This window comes from Geothrix campi, assembly GCF_024609265.1.
GTDB classification, from domain to species: Bacteria; Acidobacteriota; Holophagae; order Holophagales; family Holophagaceae; genus Geothrix; species Geothrix campi.
Map to the genome: position 1 here is coordinate 298614 of NZ_JANHMP010000003.1, position 15552 is coordinate 314165.

At 69.1% G+C, this 15552-nt stretch carries 17 protein-coding genes; 10 read left to right on the forward strand and 7 right to left on the reverse strand.

What is annotated here, in order from left to right:
• Positions 1–53 precede the first annotated feature (53 nt).
• The gene (locus tag NOV65_RS13220; RefSeq protein ID WP_257306935.1) at positions 54–473 is read left to right on the forward strand and encodes a hemerythrin domain-containing protein; all 420 of its coding nucleotides are present in this window, start codon (positions 54–56) and stop codon (positions 471–473) included.
• Here the strand turns inward: NOV65_RS13220 and NOV65_RS13225 are convergent.
• Positions 470–1432 carry a hypothetical protein gene (locus NOV65_RS13225; RefSeq protein WP_257306936.1) on the reverse strand — a complete coding sequence of 321 codons (963 nt, stop codon included), beginning with the start codon at positions 1430–1432 and terminating at the stop codon, positions 470–472. The genes NOV65_RS13220 and NOV65_RS13225 overlap by 4 nt on opposite strands.
• A gap of 89 nt (positions 1433–1521) precedes the next feature.
• On the opposite strand from NOV65_RS13225, the gene gmhA reads away from it, so the two are divergent.
• From gmhA to pip, 5 genes are all read left to right on the forward strand, one after another.
• The gene (gene gmhA, locus NOV65_RS13230) at positions 1522–2085 is read left to right on the forward strand and encodes a D-sedoheptulose 7-phosphate isomerase (protein WP_257306937.1); all 564 of its coding nucleotides are present in this window, start codon (positions 1522–1524) and stop codon (positions 2083–2085) included.
• Positions 2086–2364: 279 nt separating this feature from the next.
• Complete coding sequence (locus NOV65_RS13235; protein ID WP_257306938.1) at positions 2365–3096, forward strand: DUF4124 domain-containing protein; 732 nt, start codon at positions 2365–2367, stop codon at positions 3094–3096.
• Positions 3086–4276 (forward strand): radical SAM family heme chaperone HemW, encoded by a 1191-nt coding sequence (gene hemW / locus NOV65_RS13240; protein ID WP_257306939.1) that lies wholly within the window; start codon positions 3086–3088, stop codon positions 4274–4276. Before NOV65_RS13235 ends, hemW begins: the two co-directional genes overlap by 11 nt.
• Positions 4273–5160 (forward strand): DMT family transporter, encoded by an 888-nt coding sequence (locus tag NOV65_RS13245; RefSeq protein WP_257306940.1) that lies wholly within the window; start codon positions 4273–4275, stop codon positions 5158–5160. The genes hemW and NOV65_RS13245 overlap by 4 nt, the downstream gene beginning before the upstream one ends.
• An 11-nt stretch (positions 5161–5171) precedes the next feature.
• Positions 5172–6134, forward strand: a complete 963-nt coding sequence (gene pip / locus NOV65_RS13250; protein WP_257306941.1) for a prolyl aminopeptidase — start codon at positions 5172–5174, stop codon at positions 6132–6134.
• Here pip and NOV65_RS13255 read toward each other — a convergent pair whose 3' ends face one another.
• Positions 6135–6791, reverse strand: a complete 657-nt coding sequence (locus NOV65_RS13255) for a DedA family protein (RefSeq protein ID WP_257306942.1) — start codon at positions 6789–6791, stop codon at positions 6135–6137. It lies immediately after the preceding gene.
• Positions 6792–7108: 317 nt separating this feature from the next.
• Between NOV65_RS13255 and smpB the strand changes: the two genes are divergently transcribed.
• Positions 7109–7564, forward strand: coding sequence for an SsrA-binding protein SmpB (gene smpB, locus NOV65_RS13260; protein WP_257306943.1), 456 nt, complete (start codon positions 7109–7111; stop codon positions 7562–7564).
• Between the two features lie 18 nt (positions 7565–7582).
• On the opposite strand, the gene NOV65_RS13265 is transcribed toward smpB, so the two are convergent.
• The 5 genes from NOV65_RS13265 to NOV65_RS13285 form a co-directional block, all read right to left on the reverse strand.
• Positions 7583–7987, reverse strand: coding sequence for a hypothetical protein (locus NOV65_RS13265; protein WP_257306944.1), 405 nt, complete (start codon positions 7985–7987; stop codon positions 7583–7585).
• Positions 7984–8364 carry a hypothetical protein gene (locus tag NOV65_RS13270; RefSeq protein WP_257306945.1) on the reverse strand — a complete coding sequence of 127 codons (381 nt, stop codon included), beginning with the start codon at positions 8362–8364 and terminating at the stop codon, positions 7984–7986. The genes NOV65_RS13265 and NOV65_RS13270 overlap by 4 nt, the downstream gene beginning before the upstream one ends.
• 18 nt (positions 8365–8382) lie before the next feature.
• Complete coding sequence (locus NOV65_RS13275; RefSeq protein WP_257306946.1) at positions 8383–8793, reverse strand: hypothetical protein; 411 nt, start codon at positions 8791–8793, stop codon at positions 8383–8385.
• Positions 8794–8901: 108 nt separating this feature from the next.
• A complete protein-coding gene (locus NOV65_RS13280; RefSeq protein ID WP_257306947.1) occupies positions 8902–9552 on the reverse strand; it encodes a riboflavin synthase in 651 nt (216 codons plus the stop codon).
• Positions 9553–9583: 31 nt separating this feature from the next.
• Positions 9584–11158 carry an APC family permease gene (locus NOV65_RS13285; RefSeq protein ID WP_257306948.1) on the reverse strand — a complete coding sequence of 525 codons (1575 nt, stop codon included), beginning with the start codon at positions 11156–11158 and terminating at the stop codon, positions 9584–9586.
• Positions 11159–11218: 60 nt separating this feature from the next.
• Between NOV65_RS13285 and NOV65_RS13290 the strand changes: the two genes are divergently transcribed.
• The 3 genes from NOV65_RS13290 to NOV65_RS15505 all read left to right on the forward strand — a co-directional run bounded on the left by NOV65_RS13290 (position 11219) and on the right by NOV65_RS15505 (position 15424).
• Positions 11219–12163, forward strand: coding sequence for a DUF58 domain-containing protein (locus tag NOV65_RS13290; RefSeq protein WP_257306949.1), 945 nt, complete (start codon positions 11219–11221; stop codon positions 12161–12163).
• A 20-nt stretch (positions 12164–12183) separates the two neighbouring features.
• Entirely contained in the window at positions 12184–12600 is a 417-nt protein-coding gene (locus tag NOV65_RS13295) for a cytidine deaminase (RefSeq protein WP_257306950.1), read from the forward strand.
• A 97-nt stretch (positions 12601–12697) separates the two neighbouring features.
• Positions 12698–15424 (forward strand): tetratricopeptide repeat protein, encoded by a 2727-nt coding sequence (locus NOV65_RS15505; RefSeq protein ID WP_306672138.1) that lies wholly within the window; start codon positions 12698–12700, stop codon positions 15422–15424.
• Positions 15425–15552 lie beyond the last annotated feature (128 nt).

Sequence of the window (15552 nt, forward strand, 5' to 3'; positions counted from 1 at the left end):
CGCGATTCAAGCACCGTGGGTCGCTACCGATACCTTGTACACGAGGAGCTGTCATGGATGCCAGTCTCGCCCCCTACCATCTCCACCACCTTGAACTGCTCCGCCTGGCCCGTGAGCATGAAGCCCGGCTGGCTCCCGCGCTGGTGCGCAGCCATCCGGATCTGTACCTGGCCGCTTCGCAGCACCTCGTCGCCTCGGTCAAGGCCCACCTGTCCATGGAAAACACGGTCCTCTACCCGGCCCTGCTCGGCGCCCTGGATGCGGATATCCAGCTGGCTGCCAAAGGCCTGGAAGCCGACCTGGGCGAGCTGAAGGCCCGGTTGCGCCAGTTCAGTCACCACTGGACCAGCGCGGAAACCATTCGGCTGGCGCCGGAGGCCTTCATCCAGACCTCGAAGGACCTGCTCCAGACCCTCAGGCAGCGCATCGACCAGGAGAAGGCCCGGCTGTTCCCACTGGTGGAGCGGGCCTAATTTGTCGGACTCTGCCGGACGCGCGGCACGCGCCACCGGCTGCGTTGGGCGGGATCGGCCATGCCGCCGGCGTGGCACGCGCGACAGGCGTCCAAGTGGGGATCCTGGCCGCGCCAATAGGCTCGCGTCTCACCCCCGGTTTCCCGACGGCGGTCCACGGGCACCTGGGGCCAGTAGAAGGTGAGCGAGGGAGCCTCCCCCTTCATCTCCAGGACATACAGGGGACCGGGCTCGGTCCCGGGTCGGCCCCAGCGGTCTTCCAGGCTGCTCAGCACCACCAGGGCGCCCGATGGCAGCGCCCGGCCGGCCCGGTAGGCCGACGCAGCGGCCGGATTGGCCCAGGCGCGGATCCAACGACTGCCGTGAGCGGCGGATTTCACCGGCTCGGCGTGGAGCGCCTCCAACGCGGCGTAGTCCAGCGCCCGGAGCGGAGCCTGCGCCTCCGGGTCCACCGGAGGCGCGGGAGCTTCAACGACCTTCGCCACGGTGGGCGGAACGGGGACGGGACGGCCCGGGTGGGCCAGCACATAGCCCGAGTAGCCGTTCGCCAGGAGCAGCGCGGACCAGCCAAGCCCCAACACCAGGGCCAGGACGCCCAGGCTCTGGTGGTCCTTGCGCGCCCGGTTCATGGCCCAGAGCGCTGGCACCGCGAAAAGGGCGGCGCTGGTGGCGATCACCGCATGCCGGAACAGCAGGGCGTCCGCCCCGTAGCCGGAAGCCGGCAGGGGGAAGATCCGCCCGGCGGGGATCAGGCCGAACGCCCGCCCGGCGGCGGAGCCGCTGATGAGGGCGGCGAGCAGGCCCAGCAGGCCCACCCAACCGAGGTAGCGGCATACGGTCCACCAGGGCCGGATCCCGCGCCCGGCCCGCTGGGAGGCGAACAGGGCCCAAGGCAGCAGCAGTCCGGTCGCCACCGGGAGGTGGGACAGCAGGGCGTGTTTGAGGGCAATCCATTCCATGGGACCCACGCTCGGAAGGGGCAAGACTCACCGCAGTCTGCCAGGGCTTGGCGGATCCCGGGAGTGGAATTCCTGTCACAATCGGCGGCATGAAGCAGATCCTCCTCCAGCACGTCCAGGAGTCCATCCAGCTGAAGCAGACCTTCTTCGAGCAGGAGTTGGACCATATCCTCGCCCAGGCGGACGATATGACCGAACGCCTGAAGCGGGGCGGCCGCATCCTCGTCTGCGGCAATGGCGGCAGCGCCGCCGACGCCCAGCACCTGGCCGCCGAGCTGAGCGGACGCTATCTGAAGGAGCGCCGTGCCCTGGCGGGCATCGCCCTCACCACGGACACCTCCGCCCTCACCGCCATCGGCAACGACTATGGTTTCGACCAGATCTTCTCCCGGCAGGTGGAAGCCCTGGGCCGGCCCGGTGATCTCCTCATCGGCATCAGCACCAGCGGGAACAGCCCCAACGTCATCCGCGCGGTGGCCACCGCGAAAGAGCTGGGCCTGCACACCCTGGGCCTCCTGGGGCGCGATGGCGGCAAGCTGGCGGGTCTGATGCACGATGTCCTGGTGGTGCCGTCCACGGTGACGGCCCGCATCCAGGAAATCCACCAGATGATCTACCACTTCTGGTGCGAGGCCCTCGATGCCCAGTTCTAAGAGTGCCTGACAAAACCCCGACGAGGCCGCGATGACGCCAGGCAGGATGCACCGCAAGGAAGGGCACGCAGGACGATGCGGGACATCGTTCAAGGGCGCTGACGCCGCGGGGCGCCTGCCTGGCTTCATCCCTCCGGGCGAGGGCCGGCGGGCGTCGCGGTGCTTCGTCACGCTCGTCGCGCGTAGTGCCCGCTACGCATCTCCTCGCCTTCCTCGCCTCGCTCGCCCGGCGGACCTCGCGCGGCCCCGTGGAGGTTTTGTCAGGCACTCTGGGGCCGCATGGTGACCGCCGCTGCCGGGCTGCTCGTCCTGGCCCTCCTCGGTCAGCCGTCGCCGACCTACTACTGGCGTGATGCCAGCGGGCAGACCCACGTCACCAACACGCCGCCACCGGCTGACGCGGAAATCCTGGACCCCCCGCCGCCGCCCGGGGTGGAACCAGGGCGGCGGCAGCGCATCCAACCCATCCGTCCGAGCGAAAGCGCCGGCGGGCGCCGGGTCGTGCTCAATCCCATCCAGAAGCAGGCCTGGGACGCCCTGGACCAGCACCTGCTCAAGGCGCGGACCGCCAGTGACCGCCGCACCCTCGAGGCCGTGGCCGATTCCCTCATCCACGACTGCCTGTGGGGCAACGGGCTGTGGGCCATGCCCCTGGTCCCCTTCCTGGCGTTCGCCCTCATGGGCCTCCTGGGCTGGTGGCTGGCCCTCGGGCAGGCCCCCGGGCTGCGCCTCCCCGTGGTGGGCGGATTCCTGCTCCTGGGGCTCGCCTTTGGGCACCTGCTCCTGAACGTCTTCCTCTACCATCCCCAGTCGGCCCGCCTCCAGCAGAATCTGGAATTGCTCGAGGTCCACATGGGCGGACGGATGCCCCGCCCCGAACGCCATGCACTCCTGCAGCAGCGTTACCAGGCGCTTGCGCAGGCCGCCGAACCCACCCAGGTCCCCTGGCGGTTTCCGGGGGAGGTCCGCGCCCTCCGCGAAACAGTCAAGCAGGTGATGGTTGATCCCTGACCTTCCGCCCCCCCTGGCGGAAAGGCTGTCGGGGCTCAGGATCGCCGCCCGGTCGGAGCCCATTGGGCTCTACCTGCACGTGCCCTTCTGCCTGGATCGCTGCACCTACTGCTCCTTCGCCACCACCCGGGACCGGAGCCTCCAGCCGCAAACCACCGCCCGCCTCATCGCCCAGGTGCGGGCCTGGGGCGCCGCCCTCGACCGCCCTGCCGTGGACACGCTCTACCTGGGCGGCGGCACGCCTTCCCTGCTGTCCGCCCGGGAGCTGGCCGATCTCACGACCGCCCTGCACGATGCCTTCGATCTGACGCCGCTCGTCGAAGCCACCTTCGAGGCCAATCCGGGCACCGTGGACCTGGCCTGGCTCCAGGGTGCCCGGGACCTGGGCTGGGACCGCGTCAGCCTGGGCGTGCAGGCCCTGGACGATGGCCTCCTGGGGCGGCTGGGGCGCATCCATGGCGCCGCCCAGGCCCTGGATGCCCTGGACCTCACGCTGCAAGCCGGGTTCCGGCGGCGCAGCGCCGACCTCATGGTGGGCATCCCTGGACAATCGCTGTCCAAAGTGGTCGAGGACGCCCGGACCCTCACCGCCACGGGTATCGATCACCTCAGCGTCTACCTCCTGGACCTGGACAAGGCCTGCCCCCTCCGCGCCGAGATCGACGCGGGCCGCCTGGCGCTGCCCTCCGAGGACGAGGTGGCCGATGTCTTCGAGGCCCTCCAGGAGGAGCTGCCGCGCCTCGGCCTGGCGCCCTACGAGATCAGCAACTACGCCCGGCCTGGCGGAGAGTCCATCCACAACACGCGCTACTGGGAGCGCCGGCCCTACCTGGGCCTGGGCCCGAGCGCGGCCTCGCAACTAGGGGACTTCCGGTGGACCGAATCCTCCGTCATCCCCGCCTGGACCGAAGGGCGCGGTGAGCTCGACTTCCAGGAGCTGGATGCCGCGGAAACCCTGGCCGAAATCCCCCTTCTCGGCCTGCGCTTGCACCGCGGCGTAGATTGGGGCGCCCTGCACCGGAAGGCCGAGGCCCTGAATCTGCGGCCCCTTTGTGATGGCTGGGAGGCCCGCCTGCGAGCCCTGGCCAAAGAAGGACTCACGGTCTGGGAGGGCGACCGGGTGCGCCTCAGCGCCCGGGGCATGCTCATGAGCAACGGGATCCTGCAGATGTTCGTATGACGTATCTCGGCGAAAGTGCCGCCCTTCTTACCTCTGCCTGCTGGGCCCTCAATTCCGTCTGCTTCACGGTGGCCGGACGCCGCGTGGGTTCAGCCAGCGTGAACCTGACCCGCCTGCTCATGGCCTGGGGTGTGCTGCTCCTGCTTCACCTGGGCCTCTACGGCACCCTCTTCCCCCTGCAGGCGGGCGGCGCACGCCTGGGCTGGCTGGGCGTGTCGGGCCTCATCGGCTTCGCCCTGGGCGACGCGGTGCTGTTCGAGTCGTTCCTGCTCATCGGCCCCCGGCTGGCGATGCTGCTCATGACCCTCTCGCCCATCTTCAGCGCCCTGCTGGCCTGGCTTTTCCTCGGCCAGAACCTGAGCCTGCCCAAGATCCTCGCCATGCTCGTCACCCTCGGTGGCATCGCCTGGGTGGTGTGGGGCGATGGCGAGCACGAGGCCCACCCCCACCTGTGGCGGGGCGTCCTCCTGGGTGCGGGTGGCGCCCTGGGGCAATCGGTCGGTCTCGTCTTCAGCATGAAGGGTCTGGCGGGAGACTTCCCGCCCATCTCGGCCAACCTCATCCGCGTGACCGCGGGCCTGGCGGCCCTGCTGCTCTACTTCGGAGCCACGGGGCGCCTGCGTGGCACCCTGGGCGGCCTGCGGGATGGCCGCGCCACGGCCTTCATCAGCCTCGGCGCCGTTACGGGCCCGGTGCTGGGCGTGGTTCTGTCCCTCGTCGCCATCGCCAAGGCCCCCATGGGCGTGGCGGCCACGCTGATGTCCCTGTCGCCGGTCATCCTGCTGCCCGTGGCCCACTTCGTCTTCAAGGAGAAGGTCGGCGGCCATGCGATCCTGGGCACCCTGCTGGCCCTCGCCGGCGCCGCAGCTCTATTCTTCGTGTAAGGAGCGCTCCCATGTCCCTGCGCAAGGACCCTGTCAGCTGGCTCTACCCGGCCCTCGAGCCGCACAAGGTCCAGCGCCTGAAGGTCTCGGACCTGCACGAGCTGCACTTGGAGGAGAGCGGCAACCCGGCCGGCAAGCCCGTCATCTTCCTCCACGGCGGGCCCGGTGGCGGCACCAGCCCCAAGCACCGGCGCTACTTCGATCCGGACAAGTACCGCATCATCCTCTTCGATCAGCGCGGCTGCGGCCAGAGCACCCCCTACGCCGAGGTGCGCGAGAACGGCACCTGGGACCTGGTGGCCGACATCGAGCAGATTCGCGAGCACCTGGGCATCGACCGCTGGATGGTCTTCGGCGGCTCCTGGGGCGCGACTCTGGGGCTCGCGTACGCCGAGAAACACCCGGAGCGTGTGACCGAGCTGATCCTCCGGGGCGTCTTCCTGCTGCGCCAACGCGAGGTGGACTGGCTCTACCAGGAGGGCGCCAGCCGCATCTTCCCCGATGCCTGGGAGCCCTACCGCGACGCCATCCCCGAGGCCGAGCGCGGTGACTTCCTCCAGGCCTATGCGAAACGCCTGCTGAGCGAGGACCCCGCCGTGAACCTGCCCGCTGCGAAAGCCTGGAGTATCTGGGAGGGCGCCACCAGCAAGCTCATCCCCGATCCCGACTTCATCGCCTCCTACGGCGACGAGGCCACGACGCTGGCCTTCGCCCGCATCGAGTGCCACTACTTCCTCCACAAGGGTTGGCTGGACGAGGCCCAGCTCCTGCGCGACGCCCCAAAGCTCAAGGGCATCCCCGGTGCCATCATCCAGGGCCGCTACGACATGGTCTGTCCCATCGAAAGCGCCTGGGCCCTCTCCCAAACCTGGCCAGGAGCCGACCTCGTCATCGTCCCCGACGCCGGCCACAGCGCCTACGAACCCGGCATCTCGCGGGCCCTGGTCGCCGCGACGGATCGCTTCGCAGGCTGATCAGCCTTTGCTTCTGTTCTTGAAGTGGTCGTACACGAACCACGCGACGCCGGCCACGATCAGCGCGCCGATGACGGCATCGAGCTTGTGGAAGTATTGGCCCAGGGTGTTCCAGCGTTCGCCGAGCTTGTAGCCGATCCACGCGAGGCCCAGGCACCAGGGCAGGCTGCCGGCGAAGGTGTACAGGTGGAAGCGGGTGCGGTTCATGCGGGCAATGCCGGCGGGCAGGGCGATGAAGGTGCGCACCACCGGGAGCAGGCGGCCGATGATGATGGCCTCGGAGCCGAACCGCTCGAAGAACCGGTGGGCCTGGTCCAGGTGGCCCGTGTGCAGCCAGATGTAGCGGCCGTACTTCTCAATGGCGCGGCGCCCGCCCCAGGCGCCGATCTCATAGGCGGGAACACTGCCCAGGTTGCAGCCCAGCGCCCCGAACACGCCCGCGATCCAGATCTGCGCCACCGGACTGCCCGCGCCGAGACCCAGGAAGGTGAGCTTGCCCTGGAAGGCCAGATAGCCCGCAAAAGGCATGATGACCTCGCTGGGCAGCGGGATGCAGGCACTCTCGATGGCCATGAGCAGCATGACCCCCAGCGGGCCCATGGCGGCCATGACCACCAGCATCCAGGCGATGACAGGGGCAAGGATCTTCTGCAGCATCTAGGGCCTTCCTTCAGACTGGGAGTGAGCCGCGACGCCGGCCAGCCGCACCCATGGCGAGGCAGCGGCCGAAGGGCGATGCGGGACATCGTTCGAGGCCGATAACGAAGCCAGGGGGGCGGCTGGCCACATCCCGGAGGGCAAGAGGCGGCGCCCGGCGCGATACTGCGTCAAGTTCCTCATCAATAGTGCCGCTATTGCCATCGTCGCTCTCCTTGTCTCGCTTGGGCGGCGCCCCTTGCGCGGCACGCCCCCAGTCTGAAGGCAGGCCCTTGTGTCCCAAAAGAACAAGTCTAACGGGGAGTTACACTGGTCCCATGAGTGAGGATCTCGTCCGCAACCGCAAGGCCTTCCACAACTACCACGTCCTCGAGACCTGGGAGGCGGGGATCGCCCTGCAAGGCACCGAAGTGAAGGCCCTGCGGGCGGGCCTGGGCCAGCTCCAGGACGCCTACGTGGATGCGGTGGCCGGTGAGTTGTGGTTGAAGCAGGCCCACATCTCCCCCTACGAGTTCGGCACCTACGCCAACCACGACCCGCTGAGGCCCCGCAAGCTGCTGCTGCACAAGGCCGAGATCACCAAGATGACCGCCAAGGTGGTGCGCAAGGGCCTCACCATCATCCCCCTCGCGATCTACCTGAACGAGCAGGGGAAGATCAAGGTGAAGGTCGCCTTGGCCGAAGGCAAGGCCGTGGGCGACAAGCGCGAGGCCCTGAAACAGCGCGAGCAGAAGCGCGAGATGGACCGCATCCGCAAGGGCGCGCGGGAGTAGCCCGCTCCCGGCGCGGCCTCAGGGATTTTCGGCGGGGGGCGGCTCGGCCGGCGTTCCAGGCGCTCCCTTCTCGAAGGCAAGGTGAACCAAGCGCGCGTCGTCCCCAAACTCGAGCCTCAACGCCCGGTGACCTCGGAGGGGAACCGCCGCTGCCGAGCCATAGGCACCCACGGCGACGAACCCTCGCATTTCGGTCCAGCGGTAGACGAGGACCTTCCCGCCAGCCTGCACCTCATCCGGTTCTCCCAGGCGGAGCAGCACGTCCTCCCGCGTGGCCACCCCCACCTGGAGGGGGGCGGCGTACTTCTGGGTGATCCGACCCCGCCCGGCGAGCAGGTCTCCCGTGGGAAAGGGCCAGATCAGGCAGCCGGTCTGGAGGGACAGGGCCACGGCCGCCAGGAGCAGTCCGGGTGAGCTTCTCACTGGGACACCACGAGGCCGTGGCGGACCAGCCTGCCATCCCCGGCGAAGACCAACACCAGGCTGCCGATGCGGTAGCCCGAGTAGACATAGATCTTTTGGGTCGGGTCCCAGCGCCGCGCCGCCGGACTCCAGGCGCCGGCCCTGTTGGGCGAGAAGGCATAGGTGAGGATCCGCTCCCCCTCGAGGTGCGCGCTGGGCGTTCCGAGCCGGAGCAGCACGTCTTCCCGCGAGGTCTTCCCATCCACCAGGAAGGCCAGCCACTCCACCTGCAACTCGGCCGGCCCCGCCTGCCTCAGCATCGGCGGGGTGCAGCCCACCGAGAGCACCAAGCCTAGAAGCGCGCCCAGAAGGGGGCCGAGCGGAAGATCCTGACCCAAGGCAGACTCCTTTTGAACCTAGTCCGACGGCTGGGAGACCGCCTCTTGGACGGGAGGATCGGGCTGGCGCCGGTGCTTCACCAGGCTGTGCCTGACCAGGCGGTCATCCGGGCCGAACACCAGCACGAGGCTTGCAGCCCGCGGATGGGGATAGGCCCACTCGCTCACCTGGCCGCCACCTGCCCGCTCCCACTCCCCACCCAGGTTCGCCGCGAAATCGTACGTGAGGATCCGGCCCCCCTCGAAGGCCGAGGAGGGCGTGCCGAGCCGCAGCAGAACCTCCTGGCGGGTGGTCTGGCCATCCTGGATGGATCCCAGTAGTCCAGCCTCGAAGGCCCGCATCTTTCCCTGGGTGACGCTGGGGCTGACACAGGCCACCCCGAAGGCGAGGCCGAAGGAGAGCATCGGTAGGAGGGCTCGAGGGTGCATGGGGCCTCGGCGCGATTTGTGGGGGCGTGTCGCGGCCAATGTAGCGCGCGGAGCGGCCTCCGTCAAAACCAGCTCGCCGCAGGATCAATCCCGGACCGCGTCCGCGGATCAGCCGTTCCATCCGCCCTGGGCGAAGCGGGCCAGCTTCTCGTCGCTGCCCCGGAGGGCCAGGGCGCGGGCCACGAAGCGGCCGATGGGGTCGGCCTCGAGGTTCACGGGGTCGCCGGGGCGCATGGCGTCCAGCGCCGTGCGAGTGACGGTCTCGGGGATGAGAGCCACGGTGAACCAGTCGCTGCCGCAGTCCACCACGGTGAGGGAGATGCCGTCCACAGCGACGGAGCCCTTGGCGGCGGTCATGGGCGCCAGGTCCGGAGGCATCGAAAAGCGCCAGATGCCCTCGTCCACGCCAGCCTGGGAGCGGGGACGCGCCAGCAGTTGCCCCACACCATCCACGTGGCCGGAGACCAGGTGGCCATCCAGGGGATCGCCCACCCGCAGGGCGGGCTCCAGGTGCAGGGCCGCGCCCAGCGGCAGGCGGCCCAGGGTCGTCTTCTGCAACGTCTCCTCGCTGAGGTCCGCCTCCCAGGCCCGGCCATCCGCAGCCACGCTGGTGAGGCAGGCACCGTTCACGGCGATGCTGGCGCCCTGCTCGGCGCGGGCCAGCAGATCCGCCGGAGCCGCGATGCGGAGCCGGGCACCGCCGGGCCGCGAGGACCGGGATTCGAGGGTGCCGAGGTGGCGGATCAGGCCGGTGAACATGGAGGACCCCCTTTCGCAGGCGTCCTGATCATCATGGCGCAGCCGGGGCCGCCAGTTTGCTGTTCCGTGATCCGAAGAAGAAGTAGATCACCAGCCCGATGCCCAGCCAGCCGAAGAAGCGGTACCAGGTGATGGCGGGCAGGCCCTTGGCGATCCAGAAACAGCCGAGGATGCCCAGGGGCGCCACGAGCCAGGCGAAGGGCATGACGAACTTCCGGGGCGCCTCCGGTCGCCGCTTCCGCAGGATGAGCACGGCGGCGCAGACGATGACGAAGGCGAACAGGGTGCCGATATTGGCCAGCTCCACCACCTCGTCGATGTTGAGCAGGGCCGCCGGGATGGCCACCAGGAAGCCCGTGAGCACGGTGGCGTTGGAAGGGGTCTTGAAGCGGTCATGGACCTTGCCGAACCAGGGCCCCAGGAGGCCATCCCGGCTCATGCTCATGAAGATGCGGGGCTGGCCCACCTGGTAGACGAGGAGGGCGGCGGTGGTGGCGATGACGGCCCCGAAGCTGATGACCCCCGCGATGCCGGCCATCTTGTGCTGGGTGAAGATGTAGGCCAGGGGATCCGCGATGCCCCCCAGCTTGGTGTAGTGCAGCATGCCCGTCACCACCAGGGCCACGGCGGCGTAGATGACGGTGCAGATGACCAGGGAGCCCAGGATGCCCCGGGGTAGGTCGCGGCCCGGATTGCGGCATTCCTCCGCCGTGGTGCTCACGGCATCGAAGCCGATGAAGGCGAAGAAGATGATGGCGGCCCCCGCCTGGATGCCCTTCCAGCCGTGGGGGACGAAGGGATGCCAGTTGCCGGGGTTGATGAACCGGATGCCGAGGCCCACCACCGCTAGCAGGATGATCACCTTGATGACCACCATGACGCTGTTCACCCGGGCGCTTTCCTTGATACCGATGTAGCAGAGCCAGGTGATCAGGACGGTGATGATCACCGCCAGGAGGTTGATGGTGATGGGGAAGCCGGCCACGGTGGGGGCGGCCTTCACCACGTCCCAGTTGAGGAAGGTGGCGGCGCCGTTGGCGAGACCAGCCTTGGCCTGGGCCAGGGCGTGCAGCTTGGCGCCGAGCTCCATGGCGGGCACGCCTTCCACGAGCTTCAGCGCGGAGCGTGGATCCATGCCCAGCCAGCCGGGGATGTCCACGTGCAGCACCGTGGACAGGAAGCTGCGGGCGTAGTCGCCCCAGGAGATGGCCACTGCCACGTTGGAGATGGCGTATTCCAGCAGCAGGTCCCAGCCGATGATCCAGGCCATCAGCTCGCCCAGGGTCGCGTAGGCGTACGTGTAGGCGCTGCCGGACACGGGGATCATGGAGGCCAGCTCGGCGTAGGCCAGGGCCGTGAAGCCGCAGATGAGGGCCACGATGAGGATGCTGAGCACCAGGCCGGGCCCGGCGGGCAGCCGACCGTCAACCATGTTCCCCGCGGCCGCCGTGCCGATGCTGGAGAAGATGCCCGCGCCGATGATGGCGCCGATCCCGAACATGGTGAGGTCGAAGGCCGTGAGGTTCTTCTTGAGCTGGTGCTCCGGCTCGTCGGCGCTGGCGCGCAGCTGTTCCAGGGACTTCGTGCGGAAGAGTCGGATCGACATGGGGGCCTTGGGGAGAAGGTCCATGCTAGCAGGCAGGCTCGGGAGGGTAGGCTGGAAGCCATGCAACTGTGGAGCGACCGCCGCCTGCGCCTGTCCCTCACGGGCCTGGGCGTGCAGTGCGTGCTGGCCCTGCTGGCCGTGGGCGCCTTTTCCGTGAACACGGGCAACAACCTGCTCTACCTGGTGTTCTCCCTGATGCTGGGGCTGTTCCTGGTGTCGGGCATCCTGAGCCGCCGGGCCCTTCAGGGTTTGAAGGTGGTGGGCCTGGAGGAGGGCAACCTCTTCGCCCGGGTGCGGGGCGGCCTCCGGCTCCGCCTCCAGGACGGCGGACGACGACGGATCCGGGGCCTGGAACTCCACCTCACCCTGGATGACGGCCAGGTGGAGCCTGGTTTCCTGGGCCAGACTGACCCAAAGGGCGAGACCCAGGTGGTCCTCCATGCCCGGGCCGGACACCGCGGCTGGGCCCGGGTGCGCCGCCTCGAACTCCGCACGCGCTTCCCCTTTGGCCTCGTGGAGAAAGCCCGCTTCATCGAGCTGGATCAGGATCTGCTCATCCTGCCCCACCCCCGCACGCCGCCGGCCCCGCCTGCCGGCTGGCGGGGCGAGGGCCATCGCACCGTCACCCAGGAGGGGACCAGCAGCCCAGAAGGGGCACGCCCCTGGCGGGCGGGGGACCCTCCTGGTCGGGTTCACTGGAAACGCTCGGCCCAGCGCAGCCAACTCTGGGTGCGCACCTTCCAGGAGGAGCGGCCCCAGGGCCTGCACCTGCGCCTGGACCTCGCGGCCTGGGCCCCGGGCCGCCCCTTCGAACGGGAGCTGGAGCGGCTCTCCGGCGCCGTGCTCCAGGCCCGCCTCCAGAAGCGGGACGTCAGCCTGGAACTCCATGGCTCCGCGGCGGCCCGCGAAGTGCGGGGGCACACCCCCTGCTGGCGAGCCCTCGCCCTGGCCCAGGCCGAGGGTACCGGGGACCGGCCTGGCCCGGGGGAACCTCCGTTAAGCTGAAGACCACGCAGGAGGCGCCGGTGTTCGACGATCCCCAATCCCCCGCCTGGACGCCCCTGCTGGAGGCGGCCTGGAAGGCCCGGGCGAATGCCCACGCCCCCTATTCCCACTTCCTGGTCGGGGCGGCCCTGCTGACCACCTCGGGCGACATCGTGCCGGGCTGCAATGTGGAGAACGCCGCCTACCCCGTCACCCTCTGCGCCGAACGGGGCGCCCTCAGCGCGGCCGTGGCCGCAGGCCTGCAGCCTGGAGGCCTGGTGGCGGCCGTCGTGGTCACCGACGTGGCGGCACTCACCCCGCCGTGCGGTGCCTGTCGTCAGGCTCTGGCCGAATTTGCCGAGGGCCTGCCGGTCCTGCTTGCCAACCGCGGCGCCCGCGAACTCCACCGCCTGGAGGACCTGCTGCCCCACAGCTTCACGGGCCGCAACTTCAGCTAGGGCCGGTCTTGAAAACAGGGCCTAGTTCTCTGGATCTATCCAAGGCGTCCCCCCCCGCCTACACTTTCCGAACCCCGCAGGCATCCCGAGGCAGTGAATGGCCATTGATCGCGTCAAAGTCAAGAAGGAAGCCGACAAGCTCTTGACGGCGGGCAAGGTCGATCGGGCCATCGAGGAGTTCCACAAGCTCGTCGACGACAACCCCAAGGACTACTCCACCCTGAACCAGATCGGCGATCTCTATGTGCAGATCGGGCGGACCCGGGAAGGTGTGGAGATCCACAAGCGGCTCGGCACCGCCTATGAACGGGACGGGTTCCACGCGCGTGCGGCCGCCATTTTCCAGAAGGTCGTGCGCAACGCGCCCGAAGACATCGACGCGGCCCAGCGCCTGGCGGACCTCTACCGCCAGATGAACAAGGTCACCGATGCGGTGAAGGTCCACCTGCAGGTGGCCGAGCACTTCCAGAAGAAAGGCCTCATCAAGCGGGCCCTGGAGGAGTTCAACAAGGTCGTCGACCTCGATCCCAAGAACCTAAAGATGAAGGTCAAGCTCGCGGACCTCTACAACAAGGAGGGGATGAAGGACCGCGCTGCGGGCATCTACCTCGAGGTGGCCGAGTCCCTCGCCATGGAGCAGATGCACGGCGAGGCCAACCAGATCCTCGAACGCGCCAAGGCGATGATCTCCACGCCCCAGGTCTTTCTCACCCAGAGCCGGCTGGGAGTGATCCAGGGTGATTACGCCACCGCAGCCCAGCACCTGCGGGAAGGCCTGGCGAGCAATCCGCGGGACACGGAACTGCTGGAGGCCCTCGCGGAGATCGAGCTCCGCAGCGGCCACCCCGACCGGGCGCTGGAGGCGCTGACGGAGATCGCGCAGATTCCGGAAAAGTCCCTCCCGCTTTGCGAGAAGGCCCTCCGCAACCTGGTGAACGCCGATCGTGCCGAGGAAGGCCTCCGGCTGTTCGCGCCCATCGCCCGGGAACTCGCCCGACGCGGCTCGGGTGACACCGTGGGCCGAAGCCTCCGGGGGGCCCTGCAGAACCACATGAGCGTCGAGGCCTGGATCCTCCTCGCGGAGATCGCCCATCAGAGCGGCAACCGGACCGACCAGATCCAGGCCCTCCAGAGCGCCTACGGTCTGGCCCACCATGCCAACGACCAGTCGTTGATCGGGCATCTCTCCGGCCAGCTGCGCGCCCTGGGCGCCGTGCCTGACGCCTCGGCACCGCCGGCCGCCGCCCTCCCCCAGCCCGGATTCTCCGGCGGCTTCCAGGCCCCTGCGATCCAGGAGGGAACCCTGCATGGCGTCGGGGAGACCGAGCTGGATCCCATCCGGCGGCTCCGCATGGAGCAGTTCTCCCGGGAGGCCGAGGCCCTGCTCCGGAGCGGCAGCACTGAGCGCGCGGTGGAAACCTATAAGAAGGCCCTGGAGCTGGATCCGTCGGACCTGGCGCTCATCGAGGCCATCGTCGCCGTGCACCGCACCACCGGGCACCTGACCAAGGTGCAGATGCAGTACGTGCAGAGCGCCCAGGCCCTGGTCCAACTCGGCAAGAAGCGCGAGGCCGCCCAGCTGCTGGACATGGCGGAGCAGCTCTTCCCCGGGTCCACCCGCATCCACCGACGGACCCTGGGCCTGCCCGAGCCCGGGGCCCGGCTGCCCGAGCCCGCCCCGCCCATCCCAGCCCCGCCTCCTCCCCGACCGGTCACCCCCATCGCCCTGCCGCAGCCCCCCAGCCTAGCGGAACCGCGCATCGAGCTGGATGTCACCGCCGCCGGGCCGCCGCCGACCAAGGCCCCCGCTCTCCCCCCCGCACGGGAGGCCATCCCCCTGGGCGAGGGCAAGCCCGTCCTGCCGGAGCCGTTCGCACCCGCCGCCGGGGTTCCTCCTTCACTGCCGGAACCGGCCGCCCTGGACGCCTCCGACCTGAGCTGGATGGATGACACCCTTTCGGATCTGGCGGCTGAATCGGTGCCCTTCTCGGCCCCCACCACCCCGCTTCCTCCCATGCCCACCGGCATCCTTTCACCGGAAGTGGTCGAGGCCCTGCCGCCGCTTTCCGCGGCCGAAGCCTGGGCGCCTCCAGAGGAACCCGCTCTCCCGGACGAGTTGGTGAGCCTCCTGGGCGATATCGACTTCCAGCTGGACTACGGCAGCCCCGAGGAGGCCAAGGACGAAATCGATGCGGCTTTCCAGCAGTTCCCCGGGCATCCGGAACTGCAGGCCCGTCTGGAACGCGCCGCGAGCGCCCTCCAGAAGCTGGGCTTGGCCGCCAAGGCCAACGCCCTCGACGAAAGCGACTTCGCCAACTCCTTCTTCGACCTCACGGACGTGCTGGGGACCGCCCTCATGAACGAGGGGGAGGACGAGGAGATGCACGACGCCACCCATGTGGTGGAGAAGATCCAGAGCGTCGACGAACTCTTCAGCGCCTTCCGCGAAGGCGTGGAGAAGCAGGTCAAGGGCGACGACTACGATACCCACTACAACCTGGGCATCGCCTACAAGGAGATGGTGCTCATCGAACCGGCCATCGAGGAGTTCAAGATCGCCATGGGCGACCCCGAGCGGACCCTCGAATGCTGCTCCATGCTCAGCATCTGCGAGCAGGATCGGGGCGACCTCGACGCCGCCGTGGCGTGGCTGCGCCAGGGCATCGAAGCCCCTGGCTTCCCCCCCGAGGACAGCATCGGCCTCCGCTACGACCTGGCCGAGATCTACCTCCAGCAGGGGCAGGCCGCCCTCGCCGCGACCGAGTTCAAGGCCGTCCACGCCATGGATCCCGACTACCGCGACGTGGCCGCACGGCTGGCCTGATACTTTCCGGGGGTCCCGCGCTCCGCTTCGCTGCGCGCACACCCCCGGACCCCCGCGCCCTTGCCCGGCAGAGCCGGGCGAGGGCTTCTATCCCATCCGACGCCCGCGGCCTTCGCTCGGGTGCGCGG

Excerpts from the sequence above, each read along its gene's own strand:
- gmhA (WP_257306937.1), top strand. The coding sequence starts at position 1,522 with ATGAAGCAGATCCTCCTCCAGCACGTCCAGGAGTCCATCCAGCTGAAG.
- NOV65_RS13255 (WP_257306942.1), bottom strand. The coding sequence starts at position 6,791 with ATGCTGCAGAAGATCCTTGCCCCTGTCATCGCCTGGATGCTGGTGGTC.
- NOV65_RS13245 (WP_257306940.1), top strand. The coding sequence starts at position 4,273 with ATGACGTATCTCGGCGAAAGTGCCGCCCTTCTTACCTCTGCCTGCTGG.
- NOV65_RS15505 (WP_306672138.1), top strand. The coding sequence starts at position 12,698 with ATGGCCATTGATCGCGTCAAAGTCAAGAAGGAAGCCGACAAGCTCTTG.
- NOV65_RS13290 (WP_257306949.1), top strand. The coding sequence starts at position 11,219 with ATGCAACTGTGGAGCGACCGCCGCCTGCGCCTGTCCCTCACGGGCCTG.
- NOV65_RS13285 (WP_257306948.1), bottom strand. The coding sequence starts at position 11,158 with ATGTCGATCCGACTCTTCCGCACGAAGTCCCTGGAACAGCTGCGCGCC.
- pip (WP_257306941.1), top strand. The coding sequence starts at position 5,172 with ATGTCCCTGCGCAAGGACCCTGTCAGCTGGCTCTACCCGGCCCTCGAG.
- NOV65_RS13280 (WP_257306947.1), bottom strand. The coding sequence starts at position 9,552 with ATGTTCACCGGCCTGATCCGCCACCTCGGCACCCTCGAATCCCGGTCC.
- NOV65_RS13225 (WP_257306936.1), bottom strand. The coding sequence starts at position 1,432 with ATGGAATGGATTGCCCTCAAACACGCCCTGCTGTCCCACCTCCCGGTG.
- NOV65_RS13235 (WP_257306938.1), top strand. The coding sequence starts at position 2,365 with ATGGTGACCGCCGCTGCCGGGCTGCTCGTCCTGGCCCTCCTCGGTCAG.
- NOV65_RS13220 (WP_257306935.1), top strand. The coding sequence starts at position 54 with ATGGATGCCAGTCTCGCCCCCTACCATCTCCACCACCTTGAACTGCTC.
- smpB (WP_257306943.1), top strand. The coding sequence starts at position 7,109 with ATGAGTGAGGATCTCGTCCGCAACCGCAAGGCCTTCCACAACTACCAC.
- NOV65_RS13275 (WP_257306946.1), bottom strand. The coding sequence starts at position 8,793 with ATGCACCCTCGAGCCCTCCTACCGATGCTCTCCTTCGGCCTCGCCTTC.